The sequence below is a fragment of the Pseudonocardia sp. Ae331_Ps2 genome (assembly GCF_001932405.1).
Lineage (GTDB): Bacteria > Actinomycetota > Actinomycetes > Mycobacteriales > Pseudonocardiaceae > Pseudonocardia.
The window spans coordinates 15,651-40,075 of record NZ_MCIM01000001.1; the positions used below are offsets into that span (position 1 = coordinate 15,651).

Sequence of the window (24,425 nt, forward strand, 5' to 3'; positions counted from 1 at the left end):
GGTGGGACGGGCACCCGCCGGAGGACGGCCCGCGTGATCACGGCGACCATCCTGTACCGGGCCGACCAGCGGCGACGTGGTCAGGTCGTCCCGCGCGCCTGACCAGGCCGCCCGAACGACGGGCCCGGTCGGCCCGCTGGAGCGACCAGGTCCCGTCCCGCCCCCGCACCGCGCACGAGTGCCACGGGGTCATCCATGCGTCGTCGGCCGGCACTAGGCGCACACCCAGCTTCGACGAGCCGGCCGGATGCGGGTGGATGGACAGCCGCACGCCGTCGGGGAACCGATCGGCGACCAGCGCGCTCCAGGCGTTGCTGCGGGCCACGACCCGGTAGCCGCGCTCCCGGGAGCGGCGCTGCAGGGCGGCGCGGCTGCCCTCGTGGTCGCCGGCGTCCTCGACGAGGAACCGCACGATCCCCAGGTAGAGCGCGCGTTCGGAGGGGTCGGCGCGGCAGCGCTCCCGCAACTGCTCGACCGACGGCGCCCACAGCCGGTCGAGCAGCGCACGGCGTTCGGAGTGGCTGCGATCGGGGTAGGCGTCCGACAGGTCGAAGAACTCGAAGCCCGGCAGCCGCTCCGCCGCGGCGAGCTCGCGGAGTGCGGCGCCGTAGTCGTCGACGTGCCCGTCGGGCACTCCGATGAGGTCGGCGAAGACGTGCCCGTCGGAGCAGACGAGCACCCGCGCACCCGGTTCGTGCACGGCGGCGATCTCGGCCCGGACGCGGTCCAGGTGGTGCAGCGACAGCCGCTCCCCCGCGTCGGGCAGCCGGCCGAGCACCTTGGCCGGGTTCGGGGACTTGCAGGGGAACGCCGGTAGCACCAGCCGCAGTGGTGTACCGGCGGTGACGGCGGCCCGGATCTGGGCGCGCTGCGGGTCGAAGGCGGAGGGCTCGGGCGCCGGCTCGTCGCGCGGGGCGCGCCGGTGGCGCAGCAGGATGTCGAGGACGTCCTCGACGACGGCGTCGGTGCGGGTCCGGTCGGTGACCGGGTCCGGGGCACAGGCGATCAACGATGCTCCGATCGGCGGGTCGCCACGGGTGACGACGGCGTGGTGGGTGTCGGTCGGGTCAGCGGGCGTGCGACGACGCGTCGTGGGTCACGAGGAGTGCGCGGACACCGCGGCCCAGCACGGCCGGGGTCCAGTCGAGCGCGGCGGGATCGGTGGCGAACCGCATGCCGGGCAGCCGGGCGAGCAGGGTGCCCAACGCGACCTGCAGCTCGACGCGGGCCAGCGCGGCGCCAGGACAGAAGTGGATGCCGTGTCCGAACGCGAGGTGCGGGTTCGGGCTGCGGTCGAGCACCAGCTCGTCGGCTCGGTCGAAGCGGCGCGGGTCGCGGTTGGCCGCGCACAGCGACACGATCACCGAGTCCCCGGCGGGGACCTCGCGGCCGTGCAGCTCGTCGGTCTCGGCGAGGAACCGCCAGGTGGTGAGCTCGAACGCGCTGTCGTAGCGCAGCAGCTCCTCCACCGCGCGCGGCAGCAGCTCCGGGTCGGCGGCGAGGCGGTCGAGCTCGTCGGGGCGGTGCAGCAGCGCGACCAGCGCGGTGGTGATCTGGTTCGTCACCGGCTCCTGCCCGGCCACGAGCAGCTGGAAGACCATGGAGTCGAGCTGCTCCGCGGTGAGCTCGTCGGCGTCGCGGGCCGCGACCAGACGGGTGAGCAGCCCGCCGCCGGGCAGGTCCCGCACGCCGTCGACGACCCGCGCGATGTAGTCCTGCAGCCCGTGCAGCAGCCCCTCGTAGTGGGCGCGGCGCGGGTCGGAGGGCCCGACCGGGGCGACGACGCCGCCCCACTCCCGCCGGAACCCCGACGCGAGCTCGTCGGGCAGCCCGATCGCCAGGGCCAGCACGGCGAACGGGAAGTGGGCGGCGAACCCCGCGACCAGGTCCACCGGTCCGTCGGTGGCCGTCAGGTCGTCCAGGAGCCGGTCGGCGATCTCCTGCAGCCGTGGGCGCAGCTCCTCGGCAGCCCGCGGGGTGAAGGACTCGGTCACCAGCCGTCGCATGACGGTGTGGGTGGGCGGGTCCTGGTGCAGCAGGTGGACCTGCAGCTGGGAGTGCTGCGGTTCGGGCATGATCGACGCCCGCGCCCGCCAGCGGTCGTTGCCCAGGCGGTGGTCCTTGCCCAGGCGCCGGTCGTTCAGGGTGGCGTGGGCGGCGTCGTAGCCCGTGACCAGCCAGGCGTGCACACCGCTGGGGAACGCCACCCGGTGGATCGGGCAACGGCGGCGCAGCTCCCCGTAGAGCGGGTAGGGGTCGCGCTTGTAGTCCGGGCCGACGAGCGGGACCGGCTCGGTCTCGTGGTGGGAGATCATCGGTGTCCTCTCAGATCCGCAGCGCGGGCCGCGCGACGTCGAGCCACAGGGCGAGGTCGACGACCCGCTCCAGGCGCAGCCGGGTGCCCCAGTCGAGCCCCTCCGCGGGCGCGTCGAGCAGCGGGTCGATGCGGGTGCGGTCGACGACGTCGGTGACGCCGTCGACGGTCAGGGCGTCGCGGGCCAGCTCCTGCAGCCCGGTGGCGTAGCCGGGGTCGTGGGTGGCCGGATAGTGGTTCTTGGCCCGCCACAGCACCGAGTCGGGCAGGTGCTTCGCACCCGCTCTGCGCAGCAGCGACTTCTCCCGGCCGTCGCGGGTCTGCTCGCTCCACGGGACCGAGAACGCGTACTCGACGAGGCGGTGGTCGCAGTAGGGCACGCGGACCTCCAGGCCGTGCGCCATCGACAGCCGGTCCTTGCGGTGCAGGAGCTGACGCACCCAGCGGGTGAGCGAGAGGTGCTGCAGCTCGCGCGAGCGGTGCTGCTCGGGTGACTCGTCGTCGTGGTGCGGGACGGCGGCGAGCGCGTCGGCGTAGGTGTCGGCGCGGAACTCCCCGAGCCGCATGGCGGCCGCGAGGTCGGGGTGCAGCGGGACCGCCGCGTCGTCGCCGGTGACCAGCAGCCACGGGAACGTCGCCGCGGCCCGCGGACGCTCGGCGTGGAACCAGGGGTAGCCGCCGAACACCTCGTCGGCGGCCTCCCCGGACAGCGCGACCGTCGAGTGCTCGCGGATCCGACCGAACAGCAGGTACAGCGAGGTGTCCATGTCGCCGACGCCGATCGGGGAGTCCCGGGCCGCGACGACGGCGCGCCGGTGCTCCAGGTCGAGCAGCGCCGCCGGGTCGAGGACGGTCACCGAGTGGTCGGTGCCGATGTGCGCCCCGGCCTCGGCCGCGTAGGGGGTGTCGTGCCCGGTGCGCAGGACGTCGCCGGTGAACTCGCGGGCCTGGTCGGTGTAGTCGACGGCGTAGGAGCGCAGCACCGCGTCGGGCCCGTGACGGTCGCGGAGTTCTGCCGCGGCGAACGCGGTCACGACCGAGGAGTCGAGCCCGCCCGAGAGCAGGCTGCAGATCTCGACGTCGGCCTCCAGCCGGGACCGGGCGGCCCGCTCGACGAGCGCCGCGACGTGGTCGGCGGTCGCCTCGGGGCCGTCGGTGTGCTCCCGCAGCTCCAGCTGCCAGTAGCGGCCGGTGCGCTCGCCGTCGGCGTCGAACAGCAGCCACCCGCCGGGCTCGACCTCCGCGACACCGGCGTAGACGCCGGGCCAGGTGGAGAACAGCAGCGAGTAGCCGTCGCGCAGGCTCTCGACGTCGGCGACCGGGTCGATACCGGGGTGGGCGAACAGGGCCTTGGGCTCGGAGCCGAACGCGACGCCACCGGTCGGGGTGCGGGCCCAGTACAACGGTTTGACGCCGAGCCGGTCGCGGCCCAGTACGAGCCGGCCGGTCGGCTGGTCCCACACCGCGAACGCGAACATGCCCTCCAGCCGGTCGAGCACGGCGAGCCCCCACTCCCGGTACCCGGCGAGCACGACCTCGGTGTCGCTGCGCGTGTCGAACCGGTGCCCGCGCGAGCGCAGCTCGGCGCGCAGCTCGTGGTGGTTGTAGACCTCGCCGGAGTAGGACAGGACGGTGCGGGTGCCCTCGCTGCCGGCGAGCATCGGCTGCACGCCACCGTCGAGGTCGATCACCGCGAGGCGGCGGTGCCCGAGCGCGGCGCGTTCGTCGTGCCACACCCCGCCGGCGTCGGGCCCGCGCAGGACCTGGGTCGCGGCCATGGCCTCGGCGACCGCGCGGAGCGCCGCCGGGTCGGCGGCGGGAGCGGGCTCGGCCAGGCCGGCGATGCCACACATCAGGGGATCTCCTCGGTGGTGGGACGATCGCGGTGCCCGATCAGCAGCAACGCGGCGACGACGGCCGTGAGCGCCGTGACGACGAGGGCGGGACGGGTGGCGAGCACCGTGCCGTCGGTGTTCCAGGCGAGCGCGGCGGCGGCCGGGCCGACCGCGAAACCGAGGGCGCGGGCGCACTGCACGCCGGCGCCGGCGGTCGCCATCCGGTCCCGCGCGGCTCCGGCGAGGACGAGCACCTGGGTGGGGCCGCCGTAGAGTCCGGTGCCCAGTCCGGCCAGCACCACCCGCCAGGCGACGTCGACCGGGGTCCAGGACGCCCCGTCGGGGAGCGCGGCGAGCAGCGTGAAGCCGACCGCGGCGAGGGCGACGCCGGCGACCGCGACCGCGCGCGGGGAGAAGCGGTCGGCGAGCCGGCCAGCGGGCGGCCCGGCCACGACCATCCCCAGCGGGAACGCCAGCAGCGCCAGCCCGGCGGCGGCGGGACCGGAGCCCCCGGCCTGCAACCCGACGGCGACCAGGTACGAGGCGGCCGCGAACGCCCCGGCGAGCAGGGCCACGGCGGCGGCGGGCGCGACGCCACGCGGCCGAAGCGCCGCGGCGACCGCGCGAGCGCCGGGGCGCGACGCCGAGGTGGCGAGCGCGGCGACCGCGACCACGATCGCCGCGGCCACCACCGCCGGACCGGCGAGAACACCGGTGGCGACGGCACACACGAGTCCGAGACCGGCGAGGAGCAGTGCGGCGTCGACCAGGCCCGCCCGGTCCGGCCCGGCCAGCACCCCGGCGGGGATCCGCGACCGGCGGACCAGCACGACCGCGACCAGCGACAACGCGACCACCGGGACGAACGCGACGCGCCAGCCGGCCAGCTCGATCATCGGCCCGCCCACCGCGGGACCCAGCACCCCGCCGATCGGGCCGGCCGTCGCGGGCACCGCCATCGCCCGGCCCCGACGCTGCGGGGCGACCGCAGCCACCGCGAGCACCGGCATGAGCACCATCAGCACCGCGCCGCCGGCACCCTGCAGAACGCGCAGCCCGACCAGCACCGGCAGCGACGGCGCGACCACGGCCGTGAGGTTCGCGGCGGCGAAGACACCGACGGCGGTGAGCAGGGCGGGTCGCACGGCGACCCGGTCCAGCCACCGCCCCGCCGGCAGCAGCAGCGCCACGGCCGGGATCGCATACGCCAGCACAACCCACTGGACCGACCGGGGATCGGCGCCGAATCCCTCCGCGATCCGCGGCAGGGCCACGGTGACGACGTTCATGTCGAACATCGCCGTGAACGACAGCAGGCCCGCCACCGCGACCGCGGCCCGGTCGTCACGCACCTGCCCGGCCGGCTCCGACGCCGTTCCGTCCTCGACCACTCCACCTCCGATCGCCACACCGTCGAGTGACGAGTCGTCACCACACGTGGTCGAGTTCCCGGGCGATACGGCCGAACGGCGCGATCCACGTCACACGTCATGACGACGACCGGAGGAACTGATCGACCGCGGACGCCGACTGGTGAGGTGTCCAGGACGAGTACGGCATGAAGGACGTGTGCGGGTGCGACGACACCGACGGACGATCACGACGGCAGTGGCCGCCCTCGCCGCCACGGTCCTCCTGCTGGCCGGGTGCGGCAGCGGCGCACCGGCCGCCGGCCACGCAGGTCACGAGGGTGGGGACGGGGGCGGATCGTCGGCGGGCGGTGCCGGACACCCGGCCGCACCCGCCTGCCCCCCCGACACCGCAGCTCGCGGCCCCGCCCCGGCGCGTGGTCACGATGGACGGCGGGGCCGCCGCAGTCCTGAACGAGCTCGGCCAACGTGAACGGATCGTCGGTACCGCCGCCCCGGACTTCTTCGCGGCCTTCACCGGCACCGAGCGGACCGAGCTCGACTCGATCCCGGTGCTGGACCCCGGACAGGGCACCACCGAGTCGGTCGTCGCGGCGAAGCCCGACCTCGTCGTCGGGATCTCCAGCTACAGCTTCGGCGGTTTCGACGGCACCCCCTCGGTGGAGCGGCTGCGGCAGGCCGGCGCCGCCAGCCTGGTGGCCTGCGAGGACGCACCCTCGCCGGTGCAGGACATCGACGAGACCTACGCGTTCATCCAGCAGGTCGCGACCGTCTTCGGCGCGCAGGAACGGGGTACGCAGCTGGTCGACCGGATCAGGGCCCAGGTCGCCGCGGCGGCACCCGCCCCCGGCACCGCGCCGGTCCGGGTGCTGGCGCTGTCCTCTGCCCCGCAGACCGCCCAGCCGCTGATGACCCAGGGCGGCTCCGGCCTCGCCAACGGCATCATCACCCTCGCCGGCGGACAGAACATCGCCGCCGACCAGGACGGCGACTTCGCGAGCCTGTCCGCCGAGCAGGTCGCCGCGCTCGACCCGCAGGCGATCGTCGTGATCACCGGGTTCTCCCCGCAGAGCGACGCCGAGCTGATCGCGGCCATCCGGTCCAGTCCCGTCCTCGCCTCGACGACCGCAGTGCGCGAGAACCGGCTGGTCACCGTCCCGCAGTCGATCACCCTGTCCCCCAGCGTGCTCAACGGGCAGGCCGTCGCCACGATCGCGAAGGGAATCCACGGCACCGGATGACCACCCACGACGAGACCGCGCGGGCCGGTAGGCCCTCCGGTGGCCCGGGCTCTTCCGTGCCGTACCCGGCTCCCGCGACCGGCGGCCTGCTCGGCCGGGTGCCGCCGGCGGCGGTGCTCACCGGGCTGCTGCTCGCCCTGTTGGCCTCGGTCGTCGTGGCGATCGGGCTCGGCCCCGTGTCGATCCCGCCCGGACGGGTGCTCGACGCCGTGACCGCCCACCTGACCGGGGGTTCCTCCGGGATCGACCGGGCCGAGGACTTCATCGTCTGGGAGCTGCGTACCCCGCGGGTGCTGCTCGGCGTCGTCGTCGGGGCGGGGCTGGCCGTCGCCGGTCTGCTGGTGCAGGCGATGGTCCGCAACCCGATCGGCGACCCCTACATCCTGGGGCTGTCATCGGGTGCCTCGGTCGGCGCCGTCCTGGTCATCACCACGATCGGGACCGCGACGGCCGGGCTGTTCACCCTGCCCGCCGCCGCGTTCGCCGGAGCGGTGCTCACCGGGGTGGGCGTCTTCGTCCTGTCCCGGGTCCGTGGACGGCTGCACGCGACCCGGATGGTGCTCGCCGGCGTCGCGGTCGGGCAGCTGCTCGGTGGCGTCACCTCGTTCCTGCTGCTGCGCACCCGCAACACCGATGCCCAGCAGCAGGTCCTGTTCTGGATGCTCGGAAGCCTCGCCGGGGCCCGCTGGGACCTGCTCGGGCTGTCCGCAGCGGTGGTCGGGGTGCTGCTGGTCCCGCTGTGGTGGCAGGCGAACCGGGTCAACCTGCTCGTACTCGGCGAGGACGCGGCCTCGGCGCTCGGTACCGACCCGACCCGGCTGCGAGCGGCGCTGTTCGTTCTCACCGGGCTGCTCACCGGGGCGGTCGTCGCGGTGTCGGGCAGCATCGGGTTCGTCGGGCTGGTCGTGCCGAACCTGGCCCGGCTGCTGTTCGGCGCCGACCACCGCCGCACCCTGCCGGTGTGCGTGCTGCTCGGCGCGCTGGTCGTCGTCTGGTCCGACACCGCCGCCCGTCTCGTGCTCGCCCCGACCGAGCTCCCGATCGGCATCCTCACCGCCGCGATCGGCGTGCCCTTCTTCCTGTACGTGCTGCGCCGCAGCGCGACCGGGGCGGTGGGGGTGTGAGCTCCCGGCTCGTGATCGACGGCGTCAGCGTCGGCCACGGCGGGGACCCGGTCGTGCACGACGCCACCCTGACCGTCCCCGACGGCGCGGTGCTCGCCCTCGTCGGGCCCAACGGATCGGGCAAGTCCACCCTTCTCAAGAGCCTCTACCGGGTGCTCAAGCCAGTGCGCGGGCATCTGCTGCTCGGCGACGACGACCTGGCCGCGATGCCGCACCGCGACAACGCCCGCGCGGTCGGGGTGCTCGCCCAGGACGACCCCGGCGGGTTCGACTTCACCGCGTGGGAGGCCGTGATGCTCGGTCGCTCCCCGCACCTGGGCACGTTCGGGCGTCCCGGCCCCGGTGACACCGCCGTCGTCGCCGACGCGCTGGAGCGCACCGGCTGTACCGCGTTCTCCGCCCGCCCGCTGTCGGAGCTGTCCGGCGGGGAACGCCAACGGGTGCTCCTCGCCCGTGCGCTGGCCCAGCAGCCCCGGGTCCTGGTGCTCGACGAGCCCACCAACCACCTCGACCCCCGTCACCAGCTCGGAGTCCTGCGGCTGGCCAGGGACCTCGGGATCACCGTCGTCGCCGCGCTGCACTCCCTCGACCTCGCCGCCCAGTACGCCGACCTGGTCGCCGTGCTGTCCGCGGGCCGCGTCGCGGCACTGGGCGCACCGACCGAGGTGTTGACCCCCGGGCTGCTCGCGGCGCACTTCCGGGTCGACGGCTCGATCGTCGCGGACCCCGTGACCGGGGCGCCCCGGGTACTGCTGCGCGAGCTGGGCGCCGGTCGGGCCGCTGAGTGACCGCACCGGCACCCGGCCTGCTCATCTCCGGATTCGCTCGCGCTCGGCACCGGGGTCACGGCAGTATCACGGCTCGTGGAGACGAACCCCTGTGACGGCCGCCGGGCCGCCGACCGCCGTGGCGCGGCGATGCCGCTGCACCGGTGATCGACGAGAGCGGAGACCGGACGGTCCGCCGGGTCCGCATCACCCAGCTCGTCGGGTCCACCGTCGACGGCGCCGTTCTCGCGACGGCGGTGCTGTACTTCAGCACCCGGGTCGGGTTGGCGGCCGAGACTGTCGGGCTCGTGCTCGCCGTCGCGGCCGCGTGCGCACTGGGTTTGTCCGTGCCCATCGGAGTGCTGGCCGACGCTGTCGGTCTGCGCCGGGCGGGCGTGGCGCTGAGCGGGCTGGTCGTGGTCTCGCTCGTCGTCTACGCCCTGGCCGGCGGGCTCGTCTCCTACGCGGCCGGGGCGATCTGCTTCGTCGTCGCGCAGGCGGGGATCGGCGCGGTCCGCCAGGCCGTCGTCGCTGCGGCGGTGGCACCGGAGGACCGGGTACGAGCCCGGGCGACGCTGCACACACTGCTCAACGCCGGGATGGGACTGGGCACGGTGTGGGGCGCGGTCGTCCTGGCCGCCGACTCGGCGGCGCTCTACCGGGCGACGTTCGTCGGGGGCGCCGCTGCAACACTGGTCTGCACCGTCCTATTCGCCGGGCTGCCCGCGACGGCCCCGACGAGGGGCGGGATGGCGGCGGGGCGGCGCCCGGGGCTCGCCGCCCTGCGTGACGACCGGTTCGTCACGGTGACCGGCCTGTCGGCGCTGCTGCAGCTCACCATGCCGGTGCTCAGCGTGATCCTGCCGCTCTGGGTGGCCACCAGGACCGGTGCCCCGGAGTGGGTCGCTGCCGTCGCGCTCGGGCTGAACACGATCCTGGTCCTCCTTCTCCAGACCGCCTGGGCAGCGAGGATCGGCTCCGTCACGGCCGCCCGGCGCTCGGCCGTGACGGCAGGGACCGCACTGCTCGTCTCGTGTGTCCTGATCGGACTCGCGGGCAGCGTAGGCGGGGCGGTGCTGCCCACCGTGCTCGTGTTGATCGGGGTGACGGTTCTGACCGCGGGTGAGATCGGGGCGGGCGCGGCGACGTGGTTCGTCGCGTTTCGCTCCGTCCCGGAGGGCGCCCAGGGCCAGTACCAGGCCGTGTTCGGGATGGCGGCCTCGTTCGCGCGGATCATCGGACCGGCGCTGGTGCTACCGCTCGTCCTCGCCACCGGCGAGATCGGGTGGTTGGCGGTCGGCGCCGTGATGGCCGCCGCGGGAATCGTGCTCTCGGCGATCACCGGGCGATCCGACCGAACTCCGCCGCAGCTCGGCTGATCGGAGACCATCGCACGCGCTCACCGGTAGATGCCGATGTCACCGTCCGGTCCGGGACTACGGCATCTGCCGGTCGATTCGGCGTGCGGCCAGGCTGGTCTCACTGCCCCGACGGCAGCCACCCCTCCGGGAAGGACCGACCATGACCACCGCCACCGACCAGGACGTCGAGCTGCGCCCCTTCCACATCGACGTCCCGCAGGCCGCGCTCGACGACCTGTCCGACCGCCTCGCCCGCACTCGCTGGGCCCCGGAGCTTCCGGGCGTCGGTTGGGAACGCGGCGTGGCGATCGGCCACGTGCGCGAGCTGGCCGAGTACTGGCGCACGACCTACGACTGGCGAGCGCACGAGGCGGCCCTCAACGCGTTCCCGCAGTTCACCACCGTCATCGACGGCCAGGAGATCCACTTCCTGCACGTGCGCTCGCCCGAACCCGACGCCATGCCGCTGCTGATGTGCCACGGCTGGCCGAGCTCGGTCGTGGAGTTCCAGCGCGTCATCGGCCCGCTCACCGACCCCCGGGCGCACGGCGGGGACCCGGCGCACGCCTTCCATCTCGTGCTGCCGTCGCTGCCCGGGTTCGGCTTCTCCCCACCGGTCACGGAACCGGGCTGGGGCATGGTGCGGACCACCGCGGCCTTCGCAGAGCTCATGCGTCGGCTCGGCTACTCCCGGTACGGCACACAGGGCGGGGATGCGGGCGCCGGGATCGTCGCGATGCTCGCCGGCCTCGCGCCGATGGCCGGCGGCCAGGTGGCCGGGATCCACCTGAACGGCCCGTCGAGCTTCGGGCCGCCCGCAGACGAGGCCACCCTGGACGACGCCGGGAAGGTGCGGGCACGGCGGGCCGCCGAGTTCGCCGCCACGGGTACCGGCTACCTGCAGCTGCAGTCACACCAGCCCTCCACCATCGGTGTCGCTCTGCACGACTCGCCGGTCGCCCAACTCGCCTGGATCACGGAGAAGTTCCAGGCGTGGACCGACCCGGCCCGGCGGCTACCCGACGAGGCCGTCGACCGTGACCAGCTGCTGACGACCGTCACCGCGACGTGGCTGTGGGGGTCCGGGGCGGGATCGGCCCAGTTCCTGTACGAGTCGATGCACGGCGCGATGCCCTGGACGCCACCGGCCGGGGACGACACGGCGTCCTGGGAGGGACCGGTCGCCCCCACCGCGGTGGCGGTGTTCGCCGCGGACAACTCCATCCGTTCCGAGATCGACACCGGGAACATCGCACGCTGGACCGAGTTCGACGTCGGCGGGCACTTCCCCGCCATGGAGACGCCGGAGCTGCTGGTCGACGACGTCCGCGCGTTCTACGCGGGTCTGCGCTGATCGGCTGCGGTCAGCGCGACCGTAGCCACCCGGCGCGGCGGGCCGTTTCGATGGCGTCGATGCGGTTCCGCCCGCCGACCTTGGCGATGGCGTTGGACAGGTAGTTGCGCACGGTGGTCGGCGAGAGGTAGAGCTGCCTGCCGATCTCGTCGGTGGTGAGGCCGGTGGCGGCCAGGCCGAGGACGTCGGTCTCGCGGGGGGTCAGCGGGTTCGCGCCGGTCTCCAGCGCGGCGGCCACCAGGTCCGGATCGAGCACCCGCTCGCCCGCGGCGACCCGGCGCACGGCGTGCGCCAGCGTCGTCGCCGGCGCTGCCTTCAGCACGAATCCCCGCACGTGCGACTGCAGCGCCTCGAGCATGTGGCCGGGCTGGTCGAGCCCGGTCAGAATCAGTGTGCGGACGTGCGGCAGCTCGTCGTGCAGGGAGCGGGCCACCATCAGGCCGTCGGCACCGGGCATGTCGATGTCCAGGAGGGCGACGTCCGGACCGAGCTCCCTGGCCACCGGGAGGACGTCGTCGCCGCGGCGCAGCTCGGCGACGACGTCGACGTCGGGCTCCAGCCCGAGCAACGCCACCAGCGCGCCGCGGATCATGTCCTGGTCCTCGGCGACGAGCACCCGGATCACGACGGGTGCCCGACCCGGGCCGAGGGCACCGGCACGTCGACGTGCAGCCGGAACCGTCGTGCCTCGTGCTCGACCCGCAGGGTGCCACCGAGCTCGCGGACCCGGCTCGCGAGACCGTCCAGTCCGGAGCCGTCGCCACCGGGGCCGGCCGGGGCGTCGTTCTCGATCGTCATCGTGAGCCTGCCCGGTGATCGGTCGAACACGATCGCGCACGCCGTCGCGTCGCTGTGCCGCAGCACGTTGGTCACTCCCTCCCGCACTGCCCAGCCCAGCAGTGCGTCCTGGTCGGTGGGCAGCCCGTCCGGGTCGCCGGTGACGTGCACGACGACTCCGGCGGCGTCGAGCAGCCGGACGGCCCCGGCCACCTCGGCGTCCAGCCGCACGGCCCGCAGGTCGACCGTGGTGGCGCGCAGGTCGGCCAGCGCGGAGCGGGCGATGGTCGCGAGATCCTCGGTCTCGCGCGTCGCCCGCTCCGGGTCGACGTCCCGCAGCCGCCCGGCGAGCTCCCCTTTGAGCACGACCGCCGACAGGCTCTGTCCGAGCAGATCGTGCAGGTCACGGGACACGCGCAGCCGCTCACGCTGCACCGCCACCTCGGCCAGCTCGGCGCGGACCCGCGCGAGCCTGTCCAGCTCGACGGCCAGCTGCGCGTGCACGACCAGCCCACCCGCACCCAACAGGAACACCGTCGGCGTGTAGACGGCGAACCACGCGAGGAACGCGGCACCCATGTCCGCGGTCTCCGCCAGACCCAGCACGAGCTGCACCACCAGTGCGGGCAGGAGCCACGCGAACGGGTACCGGCCGGGGAGCAACATGACCGAGGACGCACCGACCAGGAACCATCCGACGGTGCCGGGAACCCCGAGCAGTCCCATCGCGACGACCGTCCCCACCAGCGACGTCAGGGTCGCCGGCCAGGCCGCGGCCCGCTCACCGCGTACGGCGGCCCGGCTGTGGTGGATCTGGCACGCCGCCGCCACCAGGGAGAGCAGACCCCACGGTGATCCTCCGAGATCCCCGCCGAAGTCGGTGAGCGACTGGACGACGACGAACCCCAGCAGGCCGGCGTGCATACCGATGCCGACCAGCAGTACCTGGCGCTGCTGGGGCGTGCGCTCAGCCACGGTCCGCCGCCCGGTTCTCGACGGTGACGCGCGGATCGCCGGTGGTGGGCTCGACGACCAGGGCGACCCGGTGCCGCACGTCGCGGGCCAGCAGATCGACGACGGCGCGGCGCAGCGCCGCCCGGAACTCGGGTGTTGCGGGCCGGCTCAGGTCGACGTCCGCGGCGTGCAGCACCACGGGCGAGCCGGAGGCCGTCAGCAGCGCAAGGGCGGTGTCGATCTCATGGGCCCGGCTCCGGGCCCGGTGGCCGCCGAGGACCCTGCGGGCCCGCAGCAGGGCGTCGCGGGCGTCGTCGACGACGGCCGGCAGAGCGCTCGGCGTCACGGTGGCCGCTCGCTCCAGCACCGGGGCGACGACCTCCCGCAGCGAGCCGACGATCCGGAAGCGCTCGGTGACCACGGCGAGGTCGCGCAGCTCGTGCTGCGCGGCACGCAGCCGCCGGCGCGCCGCCACCAGCCAGATGACCCCGTACAGCGCGCTGACCCGGAACACCAGCGAGAACACGTAGTAGCTCGCGGTCAACCCGTCGGCTCGGACCACACCCACGAGGAGGACGACGGCGCAGCAGCCCCCGAGTACCGCGAGCGCAGTCCGCAGCGGCCCGACCAGGAACGCGCCGAGCGCCACGAAGACCAGCATCATCGCCCAGGCGCCGCCGATGACGACGGCGGCCACCCCGGACGTGACCAGCAGCGCGGCGAACACCGCTCCGCCGCGCGGTGCGACGGTCCCGCGCACGGCGAACCACACTAGGTACAGATGCAGGGGTGTCGTGAGGAGGACGCCGATCGCGACCGGAACCAGCCCCGCCCGATAGGGCTCCACCACCGCGGAGCGACCGAGCTCGACCAGCGGGATCAGCGCGCAGAACCCGACGACGAGGTGTCCCAGGAACCCGACGGGTCCGCGGTCGACGTCCGCTGGGTGGCTCGGCCGTCGGTCCACCGTCGGATCGTAGAGCACACCCCGCCGGACCTGACCCGGATCGAAGCACCGGCCGGTCCGATGAAGTGCACTGATGTGTGGTCCTCCCGGGAAGCCTGGCCGGCGTCGATCCCGCGATGCTCCATCAGGTCGGAGACGACCCGGCGGCGCACTCGAGACCGAACAGAGAGACCTCGCCTCGGCACTGCCGGACTCGCTCCTGGTTGCCGGCGCTGCTCGCGCACCGATCCGGCTGCTCCCCCGGTCCCCGGTCCTGCGCACCTCCTCCACCTGAACGCCGTCGCCGCACGTGTCACGAGCGGAGACACCCGCGAGGTCGCACCGTCGCGCGCCACGGACCGGGGACCGGTCCGCTCGTGCTTCCGAGCCGGCTCAGCCGGCCGCCGTTCGACCCGGCTCGCCGCTGTCGCCCCGCGGTGCTTCGAGGGTCTCGGTCAGCCTGCATCCTGCGTCGACGAAGGACTGCGGACGGGTGTCGAACCGCGGTCGGTGCGCAGGAGGCCGTCGAGTGCCGCCTCGACCAGTCGTCCCACCGCCTCGGCATCGATCTTCCCGTGACCGACGAGCAGCCGGAAGATGAGGGGAGAGAAGAGCAGGTCGATCGCGGTGTCGGCGTCGATGTCGGGATGTGCCTCGCCGCGAGCCTGGACGCGTTCCCAGAGCACCCGCGTCTGGGCCCGGCGATGCTCGAAGAACCGGTCGCGGAGCTGCTCGGCGGCCTGAGGATCGCTCGCGCACGCTCCGATGAGCTGGCGCAGGACAACCCCGGCGGGGCTGCGGTAGTAGGCGGCGACATGACCGACCTGCTCGAGCAGATCCCGCCGGCTGTCGCCGGTATCGGCCACCGGGACGTCGTGGCTCATGGTGTCGGCGAACGCGTCGATCGCGAGGGCGAGACGATGCGGCCAGTAGCGGTAGATGGTGGGCTTGCTGACTCCCGACGCGGCGCTGACCGCCTCGATGGTCACGGCAGGCACGCCCTTGTCGCGGAGGATGTCAGCAGTCGTCGCGAGCACGGTGGCCTGGATGCGGGGGTCGCGGGGGCGCCCGGGCCGGCGCGGCGGGGCGGAGTGCGCCGCCGCCCCGCCGTCGTGCGCCTGCGGGCTCAACGGACCGAGGGCGCTGCGGGGCGGGGGCCGCCCACGCTGCCGGGGCCGTAGCGTTCGCCGCTGACCCTCTCTCCGAGCGGCGCCAGCTCCGAGAGCGCCTGCTCGTCGAGGACGAGGTCGAGTGCGGCGAGGTTCTCCCCGATCCGCTCGGGACGGGTGGTACCAGGGATGGTGGTCACCGAGGTGCCCAACCGCTCGGCCTGCGCGTAGGTCCAGGCGAGCGCGACCTGTGCAGGCTTGGCGCCCAGTCGCTGCGCCACGGCCCGCACGACCTCGGCGATGCCCTCGTTCGCGTCGCCCGCCTCGCCCTGGAACCGGGGGTTGCGGCTGCGGAAGTCGGTCGGGGCCAGCTTCGTGCGATCGATCGTGCCGGTCAGGAACCCGCGTCCCAGCGGGGCGTAGGCGACCAGACCGACACCGAGCTCGGCCATCACCGGGGTGACCTGCTCGACATCGCGGGTCCACAACGAGTACTCCGACTGCACCGCAGCGATGGGGTGCACCGCGTGGGCTCGGCGAAGCTCCGCCGCACTGACCTCGGAGAGACCGAGCGCACGGACCTTGCCCTGGCTGACCAGCTCGGCCATCGCGGCGACGGTCTCCTCGATGCCGACGTCCTGCGGCGGGCGATGCAGGTAGTACAGGTCGATCACATCGACCCCCAGACGCAGCAGTGAGGCCTCGCAGCACCGCTGGACGTAGGCGGCTTCGCCGCGGAAGCGACGGTTGGCGTCGCCGCCACTGCGGTCGATGCCGAACTTGGTCGCCAGCCGGACCCGATCCCGCCGGTCATGGATCGCCCGACCGACCAGGACCTCGTTGTGCCCGGAGCCGTAGATGTCGGCGGTGTCGATCAGTGAGACGCCCTGCTCGATCGCCTCGTGGATCGTCGCGATCGAGCGGTCCCAGTCCGCCCCGCCGTAGTGCTCGCTCATCCCCATGCAGCCCAGTCCCATCACCGGGACCTCGATGTCTCCCAAGCGGTGTGATCGCACGATCGCACTCCTCAACTAATTTACGTAGCGGAACGTAAACGAATCTACCCCCTGCTCGGCGCCGAGACCAGGGCGCGTCGAGGAACACGACGCCCTCCGCCTGGATGCCGCGTGGGCCGACCGCTCCGGCGATTGCCGGCCGAGCACTGCCGCGAGGACTGCGGTGACGCCGACCCAGGAGCCCGTTGAGCTCCAGCGGGAGCGAGCCCCCGCGGAGGTACGAGCAACCGCCCGCTGCGGCCAGGGACGACCCCGGGCCCGACCCGAACGCGTGCGCGCGGACATGGCCTACTCCTCGCGCGCGATCCGCCGGCATCTGCGCGAGCGCCGGATCGTCGCCGCCATTCCGAAGCCCTCTGGCCAGCCGCGACACCGCAAACAACGCAGCTCACGCGGCGGCCGACCGCCCGGAGGCCGCCGTAACGATGTAGCAGTTCACCGGCGGGTGTCGAAGTCGCGGAAGCGACACCGGGCCACGGAACTGCCGCTGCCGGAGCCGGCCCGCCGCTTGGTCCAGATCTCGCCGTGTGTCCCCATACGCAGCGGTGGTCGTGCCGTCCTCGCTCCGCTCGTCGGCCGGTCTCCGAGACCTTCCGTGGGGTGACCGTGTGAGTAGATCAACTCCGTTGGGACAGACGTTGGACTTGATCAGGATCCACGTACAGCGCCTGGAACGCTGAGCGTCCGTGTCCTCGCAGGGGCATAGCGGCTACACGACCATTCGCCGGCCGTGCGCCACGTCGTCGCTGAGGCCCGCGGCATCCCCGGGGACATGGGGCTCCGACCAGCCGGGAGCGGACGGCACCGGCGGTGTCACGCCGTGGCACCGAGCCGTGAACGACGGGCTCGCACCGTCCGCACGATCACCGCGCCGACGACGATCAGCAGCAGCCCGTAGAGGCCCGCTGCGATCGGGCTGTCGACGAGCGCGACCGGATCGCCCTCACTGACCGCCAGCGCGCGGCGCAGCTCGGTCTCGGCCAGCGGTCCGAGGATGATGGCGATCAGCATCGGGGCGACCGGCACCCCGTAGCGGCGCATCGCGAGCCCGAGCAGCCCGATCAGTGTGACGAGCACGAGGTCGAGGAGCTTGGCGCTGGTCGCGTAGACGCCCAGCATCGCGAACACGGTGATGCCCGCGTAGAGGTAGTGCTTCGGGACGAGAAGGAGCTTGGCCCACAGCGGGGCGAAGGGCAGGTTCAGGATCAGCAGCACGACTAGGCCGATGAAGAAGCTGGCCAGCAGCGCCCAGACGAGGTCCGGGGCCCGGTCGAACAGCAGCGGCCCGGGCTGCAGGCCGTACTGGCGAAACGCCGCGAGCAGGATCGCCGCGGTCGCCGAGGTCGGCAGCCCGAGCGCGAGCAGCGCGCCCATCGCGGTGCCGGCAGTGGCGTTACCCGCGGCCTCGGGGCCGGCCACGCCCTGGATAGCGCCACGCCCGAACATCGGGTTCGCGCGTCGGGCGTCGAGACGACGCTCGGTGCCGTAGGCGAGGAAGGTCGGGACCTCCGACCCGCCGACGGGGATGATGCCGAATGGCAGCCCGGTCGCGGTGCCGCGCAGCCACGCGGGCAGTGCCTGGCGGAACTCTGCGAACGAGAGCCAAGGCCGGCCGGGGTGGGGCATGACGCTACGGTCCTCGCTGGTCCCGCGCCGGGCGGCCTGGGAGAACACCTCCGCCAGGGCGAGCAGGCCGACCGTGATGACGATGATGTCGATGCCGTCGAACAGTTCGGGCAGGCCTCCGGTGAACCGGGCGGCGCCGGAGATGCCGTCGATCCCGACAACCGAGATCGCCAGGCCGATGCCAAGTGCGGCGAGGCCGCGCACGACAGAGTCGGTGACGACCGCGGAGATGGCGACGAACGCGAACACCGCGAGCGCGAGGTACTCCGCCGGCCCGAACACGGTGGCGAGCGCCGCGAGCGCGGGCGCGAAGAATACGACCAGCACCGCGGCGACGATGCCGCCGATGAAGGACGCGATCGCCGAGGTCGCCAGCGCCTGGGGAGCGCGGCCGTTGCGGGCCATGGTGTGACCCTCGATGGACCCGGCGATCGCGGTCGAGTTGCCGGGGGTGTTCATGAGGATGCCGGAGATGGAGTCACCGAACAGCCCGCCGAACAGGACACCGGCGAACATGATGAACGCGCCGATGGGGTCCAGGGAGAACGTGACCGGGAGGAGCAGGGCCACAGCCATCGCCGAGCCGAGGCCGGGGAGCACACCGACCGCGGTACCGAGCAGGGCACCGACGACGACCCACAACAGGTTCATCGGGGTCAGGACGGTGGCGAAGCCCTCGCCGAGGTTGCCGAGCGTCTCGAGCATCAGAACGCTCCCGCGAGCAGGCCCGGAGGCAGGTTGAGGCCGAGGCCCGCGGAGAACCCGAGCTGCACGGCGGAGGAGAACGACAGCGCGAGGAACACGTCGAAGACCGGGCGACGGCTGCCCAGGGCACGGGCGACCCCCCAGAACAGCAGGGCGCCGGACAGGAGCCAGCCGACCGGCTGCAGCGCGGCGATGAACACGACGACCGCGCCGATCGCCTCGGCCAGCGCGCGGCGGTTGGCCCGCGGGCGGGTGTCGTGCTCGGGATGCGGCGCGATGGCGGGGGTGGACGCGTCGAGGTCGTCGGCCGGTGTCGGGCGTGCGACGGCGGCGGGCTCGGGACGGCGCAGGACGTCGAGCGCCAGCAGCGCGGCGAGGACCAGACACACGCCCGCCACGACCGCTGGGAACACCTGCGGCCCGGGGAACGACGCCGTCGAGGGCACCCGCATGGTGACGGTGCCGACGGCGAGCAACGTGGCGGCACCGAGCAGCACGACCGGGATCAGCAGCCCGGTCCGGCGGCGCAGGTAGCCGTCGGAGATCGAGGACTCGGGGGCGGTGGCGTCGGTCGACGTGGTCGGTGTGCTCACAGTCCGAGCTCCTCGATGATGCGGTTCACGCGGGCCTGGTCCTCGGCGAGGAAGGCGCCGAACTCGTCACCGGCGAGGAACGCGTCCTCCCAGTTGTTGCGGGCCAGGGTGTCCTGCCAGCTGGGGCTACGGACCATCTCGCCGACCACGGCGATCAGCTCGTCGCGCTGCTGCGCGGTGATGCCGGGCGGTGCGACGAGTCCGCGCCAGTTGGGCAGGGCCACGTCAACGCCCTGATCGACCAGCGTCGGGACTGCGATGCCGGGGACGGGCCGCTCGGCGGAGACGGCGAGGGCCCGCAGGTTGCCGGCGTCGATCTGGTCGGAGAACTCGTTGTATCCGCTGATCCCGATCGCCACGGTCCCCGACAGCAGCGCGGTGAGGACCTCGCCGCCACCGGCGTAGGAGATGTAGTTGACCTCGGCCGGATCGATCCCGGCCCCCTGCGCGACCAGGCCCGCGAGGAGGTGGTCGGTGCCGCCGAGCCCGCCGCCGCCGACGGCCTGGCCGTGCGGATCCACCCGCCACGCCGTCAGGAATTCCTCCAGGGTTCGGAACGGCGACTCGGCCGGGACGATCAGCACCTCGTAGTCCTCGGCGAGCCGGGCGATCGGGGTGGTGTCGGCCAGGGTGGTGTCGGAGGAGTTGACGGTGATGGCGCCCTCCATCACCGTGCCGGTCATCATCAGCTGGGTCGGTTCGGGCCTGATGCCGACGAACCGGGTCAGCCCGATGGTGCCGCCGGCGCCCGGCACGTTGACCACCTGGACGTTGTTGACGATGGACTCGGCGCGCAGGGCCTGCTGGGACTCGCGGGAGGCGAGGTCCCAGCCACCACCGGGTGCGGCGGGTGCGGTGAGGGTCAGGTTCGTCCGGGGGCCCTGACCGGCGACCGAGCCGCTCGCGTCGACCGCGGCGAACCCGGTCAGCGTGAGCGTCACGACGACGCCGAGTGCGGCGAGGACGGTCTTCTTCGACACGATCTCTCCTGTCGGCCCGGCCGGGCCGCTCGGTGGGTCGGGTCAGCGGGCGGTGTCGAGCCGACGGGCCATCCGCGAGAGCGCGAGGTTGACCAGCAGGTACAGCGCGGCGACGGCGGTGTAGACCGGGATCGCGTAGGTGCTGCCGAGGTACTCGACCGCCACCCGCCCCTCACGCAGCAGCTCGGTGTAGCCGATGACGAAGCCGAGCGAGGTCTCCTTCAGGATGATCACGACCTGGGAGACCAGAGCCGGGAGCATCGCCTTGACCGCCTGGGGCAGCAGTACCACGCGCAGGGTCTCGATCTTGCGTAGGCCGATCGCGTAGGCGGCCTCGCGCTGCCCCCGCGGGAGCGATTGGACACCGGCCCGAAAGATCTCGCAGAGCACCGCGCTGTTGTAGAGGGTGATGCCGATGACCAGCGCCCAGAAGGTGGGGACGTCGACACCCAGCGCGGGGGCTCCGAGGAAGATCATGAAGATCAGGACGAGCAGCGGCAGGCCACGGAACAGCTCGATCCACACCCGCGCCGCGCCGCGCAGCCAGCCGCGGTCGGAGAGCCGGGCGGCGGCCAGGACCAGTGCCCCGGCAACGGACAGCACGATCGCGACCAGCGCGACCTGGAGGGTGGACCAGAGCCCGCGCAACAGCAGGCGGGCCAGGTCGCGGTTGAGAAGGACCGCCCAGCGGTCGGGGTCGAGGATGCCGTTGCGGCCGAGCTGGACCAGCGCCGCCGCGACGACGACGGCGAGGACCCCGCCGCCGAGCAGCGCGCCGCGGCGGATGCGGGCGCGGCCGCGCGGTCCCGGGCAGTCGAACAGCACCGAGGGTCCCGAGGATGTCGTCGGACGGGCGGGTGCCGGCGTGGTGGGCCGGGTCGTCGTGGTCATCGGGCCACCGCGACCTTCTTCTCGAGCCGCTCGGCCGCCAGGCCCGCGGGAATGGTGATGATCAGGTAGAAGACGCTGCAGGCGAGCAGGATCGGGATCACCGCGTCGCTCTCGACGGTGGCCAGGGCCGTGGTCGAGGCCAGCAGCTCCGCGACGCCGAACGCGCTGGCGATGGCCGAGCTCTTGGTGAGGGCGACGAAGACGTTGAGCAGCGGTGGGATCACCGAGCGCAGGGCCTGCGGGAGGACGACGAACCGCAGTGATCCACCGAACTCGAGCCCGATCGAGCGGGCGGCCTCGGCCTGGCCCGGTGGTACGGCGTTGATGACGGAGCGGACGGCCTCGCAGAAGAACGCCGCGTAGTAGACCGCGAGTGCGACGACGGCGGCCGGGAAGAACCCGATCCGCACGCCCATCTGCGGCAGGGCGAACAGCGCGAAGAAGAACACGACGGCGGTGGGCACGGTCCGCAGGCACTCGACGTAGCCGGTGGCGACGCGCTGCAGCAGCGGGACCGGTGAGACGCGCATCCCGGCGAGGACGACGCCGAGCGCGAGCGCGATCACCGAGGAGACCAGGATCAGTGCCAGCGAGGTGCCGAACCCCGACAGCAGCAGGGGCAGGTTGTCGAGGACGGCGGTCATCGTGGGGTCCAGGGGGTTCGGGCGGCTGGGGACGGCCGGGTGGCGGGCCGGGTCATGAGCACGGCTCCGGCTCCGGCAGGGTCATGGGCTGCTTGGAGTAGCGGCCGAGGCTGGCGTCCCACGCGCGGGCGTAGGACCCGTCCTTGGAGGCCTCCTGCAGCGTCAAGTCGATCCACTCGCAGAACTGCGTGTCGCCCTTGGCGATCCCGACCGCCCAGTTGTCCTGGTAGAACGGGCGCCCCAGCATCTCCAGGTCCTCGTCGTCCTTGCTGACGTACCCGGCACCGATCGGGCCGTGGGTGGACAGCGCGTCGACGGTGCCGTTCTTGAGCGCGTCGATGCACTTGGACGAGACGTCGAACTCGATGAGGTTCGCCTGGGGGAACTCCTTGCGGATGGTCGCGGAGACCTGGCCGCCGGCGGTCGAGCAGATCCGCACGCCGCGCGGGGTCTGCGGGTCGATGATGCCGACCGGGTTGCCCTTGAGGACAACGAGATCGAGTCCGATGTCGGCATACGGGCCCGCGAAGCTGACGACCTTCCTGCGCTTGTCGGTGATGGAATAGGTGGCCATCACCAGGTCGACCTTGTCCTGGGCGAGGAACTGCTCGCGATTGGCGGAGCTGGCCTCGACGTACTGGATCTGGTCCGCGCGCAGACCGAGCCGACCGGCGATGTACTCGCCGAGATCGATCTCGAAGCCCTCCTGGTGGCCCTGCAGGTTCCCTGCCGACAGGCCGGGGTGGTCGTAGCGCGTCCCGATCCGCAGGTAGCCGCGGTCGTGGATCTTCTTCATGGTCGATCCGGCGGCCAGGGTCGGGCTGTCCACGACATCGGGGGTGATGCCCGGGTTGGTGGTGCTGCTCGCACCGAGGGTCGCCACGAGCGCGATGGCGGTGATCAGTGCGGCGGCGGGGACGAGAGTCTTCGGGATGCGCACGGCGTCGTGCCTCCTTTCCTTCAATGGTTCCGGTGCGGCGTCAGTGGCTGAGGACCTTGGACAGGAAGTCCCGGGCCCGCTCGGAACGGGGGGAGGCGAAGAAGTCCGCAGGCGGGGCCTGCTCGATGATGCGGCCGCCGTCCATGAAGATGACGCGGTCGGCGGCGGAGCGGGCGAAGCCCATCTCGTGGGTGACCACGACCATCGTCATACCGGTTCCGGCGAGCTCCTTCATGACCTCGAGGACCTCGTTGACCATCTCCGGGTCCAGCGCGGAGGTCGGCTCGTCGAACAGCAGGACCTTGGGCTCCATCGCCAGCGCGCGGGCGATCGCGGCGCGCTGCTGCTGACCCCCGGAGAGCTGGGCCGGCAGCTTCTGCGCCTGGTTCCCGACGCCGACCCGGTCCAGCAGGCGCTCGGCCTCGGCGCGGGCCTCGGCCCTGGAGCGGCCGCGTACCCGGATCGGGCCGAGCGTGACGTTGTCCATGATCGACATGTGGGCGAACAGGTTGAACTGCTGGAACACCATGCCGACGTCCGAGCGCAGCGCGGCGAGTTCCTTGCCCTCCTCGGGCAGGGCGACACCGTCGAGGGTGATGTCGCCGTCGTCGATCGGCTCGAGCCGGTTGATGGTCCGGCACAGGGTCGACTTGCCGGAGCCGGACGGGCCGACCACGACGACGACCTCGCCGCGGGCGATGTCGAGGTCGATGTCGCGCAGCACGTGCAGATCGCCGAAGTGCTTGTTCACCCCGCGCAGCGACACGAGCGTGTCGGCAGCCGGCGCGGCGGCCGCGGCGGAGGCGGGGGCGGTGGAAGCGGTCATGGGTGTCTCCTCGACGGTCACGTCGCTGTGGCGGAAGGATCTGGGTGTGTCGCGCACGGTGTTGGTTCCGGCGCGGCGACCGGGTCGCTGGGCGATCGCCGCGCCGGGTTCAGGGGGCGGTCGGTGGCAGGTCCGCCACCAGGACGGTCCCGGTGCCGGACTCGGTGATGTGGACGCGGGTGCCACCGGTCCGCGGGTCGGCGCGCAGGGCCAGGTTGGTGCAGGTGGTGCCGGCGGTGGACCGCAGCCGGGCGACGAGCTCGCCGTTCGGGGCGAACACGAACACCGACCCGAGCGACGCGTGGGCGACCAGTAGGCGGCCGGCGTCGTCGAGGGCGAGCCCGTCGGGGCCGCTGGTGCCGAACAGCGACACGAACCGGCCCACCTTCGACACCGACGTCCGGTCGGCGTCGAGCGGGGCCCGCCACACCGCGTTGTCGCGGGTGGCGGCGACGAACAGCACGCGCTCGTCGTGGTCCAGGACCAGCCCGTTGGGACTTGGCACGGTGTCGAGCAGCACGTCGGTCGTGCCCCCACGCACGCCGCCGCGCAGCCGGAGCACCCGCCCGGTCGGGTCGTGCAGACCGGTGAGCCCCTGGTCGGTGACGTAGACGTCGCCGTCCGCCGCGACCGCCAGGTCGTTGAACCCCTTGAAGCCCTCGACGTCGTCGGGCCCCAGCACGGTGTGCACCTGCCCAGAGGCGTCGAGATGCAGCAGACCGCGGAGCTGGTCGGCGATCAGAATCCGTCCGGCGCCGTCGATCCGGCATCCGTTGGGCTGGCCGTCGTACTCGGCGAGCTGGGTCCACTCCCCCGCCGGGTCGATGCGGAACACCCGCCCGAACGGGATGTCCACGACCAGGAGGTTCCCGGCACCATCGAACACCGGTCCCTCGATGAAGGAGTCGATGCGGCGGCCGCCCTTGTGGGTGTCGGCCCAGGCGCTGGGCTCCCCGGTGCGGCGCAGGTGCGCCGGCATCGTGGCGAACGGCGTCGCGTCGATCACCTGCGGTGGCGTGTCGAGGTACATGGGGTTCATCCGGACTCTCGCG

The 24,425-nt window shown here is 73.1% G+C and carries 22 protein-coding genes; 5 read left to right on the forward strand and 17 right to left on the reverse strand.

From position 1 onward, the window contains the following. Positions 1–37 precede the first annotated feature (37 nt). Genes Ae331Ps2_RS00065 through Ae331Ps2_RS00080 form a run of 4 tightly spaced genes read right to left on the reverse strand, consistent with a single transcriptional unit; the run spans position 38 to position 5,540 of the window. Positions 38–1,009, reverse strand: coding sequence for an isocyanide synthase family protein (locus tag Ae331Ps2_RS00065; protein ID WP_233147483.1), 972 nt, complete (start codon positions 1,007–1,009; stop codon positions 38–40). 58 nt (positions 1,010–1,067) lie between these two features. Beyond that, positions 1,068–2,315: a cytochrome P450 gene (locus Ae331Ps2_RS00070; RefSeq protein ID WP_075311513.1), complete on the reverse strand. Its 1,248-nt coding sequence runs from the start codon at positions 2,313–2,315 to the stop codon at positions 1,068–1,070. Between the two features lie 10 nt (positions 2,316–2,325). Next, positions 2,326–4,167: an asparagine synthase (glutamine-hydrolyzing) gene (gene asnB / locus Ae331Ps2_RS00075; protein ID WP_075311511.1), complete on the reverse strand. Its 1,842-nt coding sequence runs from the start codon at positions 4,165–4,167 to the stop codon at positions 2,326–2,328. Further along, positions 4,167–5,540, reverse strand: coding sequence for an MFS transporter (locus Ae331Ps2_RS00080; RefSeq protein WP_083695070.1), 1,374 nt, complete (start codon positions 5,538–5,540; stop codon positions 4,167–4,169). Before Ae331Ps2_RS00080 ends, asnB begins: the two co-directional genes overlap by 1 nt. Before the next feature lie 404 nt (positions 5,541–5,944). Between Ae331Ps2_RS00080 and Ae331Ps2_RS00085 the strand changes: the two genes are divergently transcribed. The 5 genes from Ae331Ps2_RS00085 to Ae331Ps2_RS00105 all read left to right on the forward strand — a co-directional run bounded on the left by Ae331Ps2_RS00085 (position 5,945) and on the right by Ae331Ps2_RS00105 (position 11,366). Next, positions 5,945–6,760 carry an ABC transporter substrate-binding protein gene (locus Ae331Ps2_RS00085; protein ID WP_170918319.1) on the forward strand — a complete coding sequence of 272 codons (816 nt, stop codon included), beginning with the start codon at positions 5,945–5,947 and terminating at the stop codon, positions 6,758–6,760. Continuing rightward, the gene (locus tag Ae331Ps2_RS00090; protein ID WP_083695071.1) at positions 6,757–7,884 is read left to right on the forward strand and encodes an iron ABC transporter permease; all 1,128 of its coding nucleotides are present in this window, start codon (positions 6,757–6,759) and stop codon (positions 7,882–7,884) included. Before Ae331Ps2_RS00085 ends, Ae331Ps2_RS00090 begins: the two co-directional genes overlap by 4 nt. Continuing rightward, positions 7,881–8,672 carry an ABC transporter ATP-binding protein gene (locus Ae331Ps2_RS00095; protein ID WP_075311507.1) on the forward strand — a complete coding sequence of 264 codons (792 nt, stop codon included), beginning with the start codon at positions 7,881–7,883 and terminating at the stop codon, positions 8,670–8,672. Before Ae331Ps2_RS00090 ends, Ae331Ps2_RS00095 begins: the two co-directional genes overlap by 4 nt. Positions 8,673–8,815: 143 nt before the next feature. Further along, positions 8,816–10,030 (forward strand): MFS transporter, encoded by a 1,215-nt coding sequence (locus tag Ae331Ps2_RS00100; RefSeq protein WP_212611756.1) that lies wholly within the window; start codon positions 8,816–8,818, stop codon positions 10,028–10,030. Between the two features lie 142 nt (positions 10,031–10,172). Next, positions 10,173–11,366 carry an epoxide hydrolase family protein gene (locus tag Ae331Ps2_RS00105; protein WP_075311505.1) on the forward strand — a complete coding sequence of 398 codons (1,194 nt, stop codon included), beginning with the start codon at positions 10,173–10,175 and terminating at the stop codon, positions 11,364–11,366. Positions 11,367–11,376: 10 nt separating this feature from the next. On the opposite strand, the gene Ae331Ps2_RS00110 is transcribed toward Ae331Ps2_RS00105, so the two are convergent. The 13 genes from Ae331Ps2_RS00110 to Ae331Ps2_RS00170 form a co-directional block, all read right to left on the reverse strand. Continuing rightward, positions 11,377–11,991 carry a response regulator transcription factor gene (locus Ae331Ps2_RS00110; protein WP_075311503.1) on the reverse strand — a complete coding sequence of 205 codons (615 nt, stop codon included), beginning with the start codon at positions 11,989–11,991 and terminating at the stop codon, positions 11,377–11,379. Next, positions 11,988–13,118 carry a sensor histidine kinase gene (locus Ae331Ps2_RS00115; RefSeq protein WP_020627295.1) on the reverse strand — a complete coding sequence of 377 codons (1,131 nt, stop codon included), beginning with the start codon at positions 13,116–13,118 and terminating at the stop codon, positions 11,988–11,990. The genes Ae331Ps2_RS00110 and Ae331Ps2_RS00115 overlap by 4 nt, the downstream gene beginning before the upstream one ends. Next, positions 13,111–14,064 carry a hypothetical protein gene (locus Ae331Ps2_RS00120; RefSeq protein WP_139318981.1) on the reverse strand — a complete coding sequence of 318 codons (954 nt, stop codon included), beginning with the start codon at positions 14,062–14,064 and terminating at the stop codon, positions 13,111–13,113. Before Ae331Ps2_RS00120 ends, Ae331Ps2_RS00115 begins: the two co-directional genes overlap by 8 nt. Positions 14,065–14,498: 434 nt before the next feature. Beyond that, the gene (locus tag Ae331Ps2_RS00125; RefSeq protein WP_158071471.1) at positions 14,499–15,080 is read right to left on the reverse strand and encodes a TetR/AcrR family transcriptional regulator; all 582 of its coding nucleotides are present in this window, start codon (positions 15,078–15,080) and stop codon (positions 14,499–14,501) included. A gap of 89 nt (positions 15,081–15,169) precedes the next feature. Beyond that, the gene (locus Ae331Ps2_RS00130) at positions 15,170–16,168 is read right to left on the reverse strand and encodes an aldo/keto reductase (RefSeq protein ID WP_349289811.1); all 999 of its coding nucleotides are present in this window, start codon (positions 16,166–16,168) and stop codon (positions 15,170–15,172) included. 813 nt (positions 16,169–16,981) lie between these two features. Further along, positions 16,982–18,499, reverse strand: a complete 1,518-nt coding sequence (locus Ae331Ps2_RS00135) for a tripartite tricarboxylate transporter permease (protein ID WP_075311499.1) — start codon at positions 18,497–18,499, stop codon at positions 16,982–16,984. After that, positions 18,499–19,092, reverse strand: coding sequence for a tripartite tricarboxylate transporter TctB family protein (locus Ae331Ps2_RS00140; RefSeq protein WP_020627300.1), 594 nt, complete (start codon positions 19,090–19,092; stop codon positions 18,499–18,501). The genes Ae331Ps2_RS00135 and Ae331Ps2_RS00140 overlap by 1 nt, the downstream gene beginning before the upstream one ends. Further along, positions 19,089–20,072: a tripartite tricarboxylate transporter substrate binding protein gene (locus Ae331Ps2_RS00145; protein ID WP_075311497.1), complete on the reverse strand. Its 984-nt coding sequence runs from the start codon at positions 20,070–20,072 to the stop codon at positions 19,089–19,091. The genes Ae331Ps2_RS00140 and Ae331Ps2_RS00145 overlap by 4 nt, the downstream gene beginning before the upstream one ends. Positions 20,073–20,114: 42 nt before the next feature. Continuing rightward, positions 20,115–20,963, reverse strand: a complete 849-nt coding sequence (locus Ae331Ps2_RS00150; RefSeq protein WP_083695073.1) for an amino acid ABC transporter permease — start codon at positions 20,961–20,963, stop codon at positions 20,115–20,117. After that, positions 20,960–21,607 carry an amino acid ABC transporter permease gene (locus Ae331Ps2_RS00155; RefSeq protein ID WP_075311495.1) on the reverse strand — a complete coding sequence of 216 codons (648 nt, stop codon included), beginning with the start codon at positions 21,605–21,607 and terminating at the stop codon, positions 20,960–20,962. The genes Ae331Ps2_RS00150 and Ae331Ps2_RS00155 overlap by 4 nt, the downstream gene beginning before the upstream one ends. A 52-nt stretch (positions 21,608–21,659) precedes the next feature. After that, positions 21,660–22,547 carry a glutamate ABC transporter substrate-binding protein gene (locus Ae331Ps2_RS00160; protein ID WP_020625880.1) on the reverse strand — a complete coding sequence of 296 codons (888 nt, stop codon included), beginning with the start codon at positions 22,545–22,547 and terminating at the stop codon, positions 21,660–21,662. A gap of 40 nt (positions 22,548–22,587) precedes the next feature. Next, entirely contained in the window at positions 22,588–23,373 is a 786-nt protein-coding gene (locus tag Ae331Ps2_RS00165) for an amino acid ABC transporter ATP-binding protein (RefSeq protein ID WP_075311493.1), read from the reverse strand. Positions 23,374–23,482: 109 nt separating this feature from the next. Further along, positions 23,483–24,412, reverse strand: coding sequence for an SMP-30/gluconolactonase/LRE family protein (locus Ae331Ps2_RS00170; RefSeq protein ID WP_198932148.1), 930 nt, complete (start codon positions 24,410–24,412; stop codon positions 23,483–23,485). Positions 24,413–24,425: the final 13 nt, after the last annotated feature.

Bases quoted from the DNA above. Each gene is read 5' to 3' on its own strand.
- Ae331Ps2_RS00150 (WP_083695073.1), bottom strand. From the start codon at position 20,963: ATGACCACGACGACCCGGCCCACCACGCCGGCACCCGCCCGTCCGACG.
- Ae331Ps2_RS00155 (WP_075311495.1), bottom strand. From the start codon at position 21,607: ATGACCGCCGTCCTCGACAACCTGCCCCTGCTGCTGTCGGGGTTCGGC.
- Ae331Ps2_RS00090 (WP_083695071.1), top strand. From the start codon at position 6,757: ATGACCACCCACGACGAGACCGCGCGGGCCGGTAGGCCCTCCGGTGGC.
- Ae331Ps2_RS00070 (WP_075311513.1), bottom strand. From the start codon at position 2,315: ATGATCTCCCACCACGAGACCGAGCCGGTCCCGCTCGTCGGCCCGGAC.
- Ae331Ps2_RS00085 (WP_170918319.1), top strand. From the start codon at position 5,945: ATGGACGGCGGGGCCGCCGCAGTCCTGAACGAGCTCGGCCAACGTGAA.
- Ae331Ps2_RS00105 (WP_075311505.1), top strand. From the start codon at position 10,173: ATGACCACCGCCACCGACCAGGACGTCGAGCTGCGCCCCTTCCACATC.
- asnB (WP_075311511.1), bottom strand. From the start codon at position 4,167: ATGTGTGGCATCGCCGGCCTGGCCGAGCCCGCTCCCGCCGCCGACCCG.
- Ae331Ps2_RS00135 (WP_075311499.1), bottom strand. From the start codon at position 18,499: ATGCTCGAGACGCTCGGCAACCTCGGCGAGGGCTTCGCCACCGTCCTG.
- Ae331Ps2_RS00165 (WP_075311493.1), bottom strand. From the start codon at position 23,373: ATGACCGCTTCCACCGCCCCCGCCTCCGCCGCGGCCGCCGCGCCGGCT.
- Ae331Ps2_RS00170 (WP_198932148.1), bottom strand. From the start codon at position 24,412: ATGAACCCCATGTACCTCGACACGCCACCGCAGGTGATCGACGCGACG.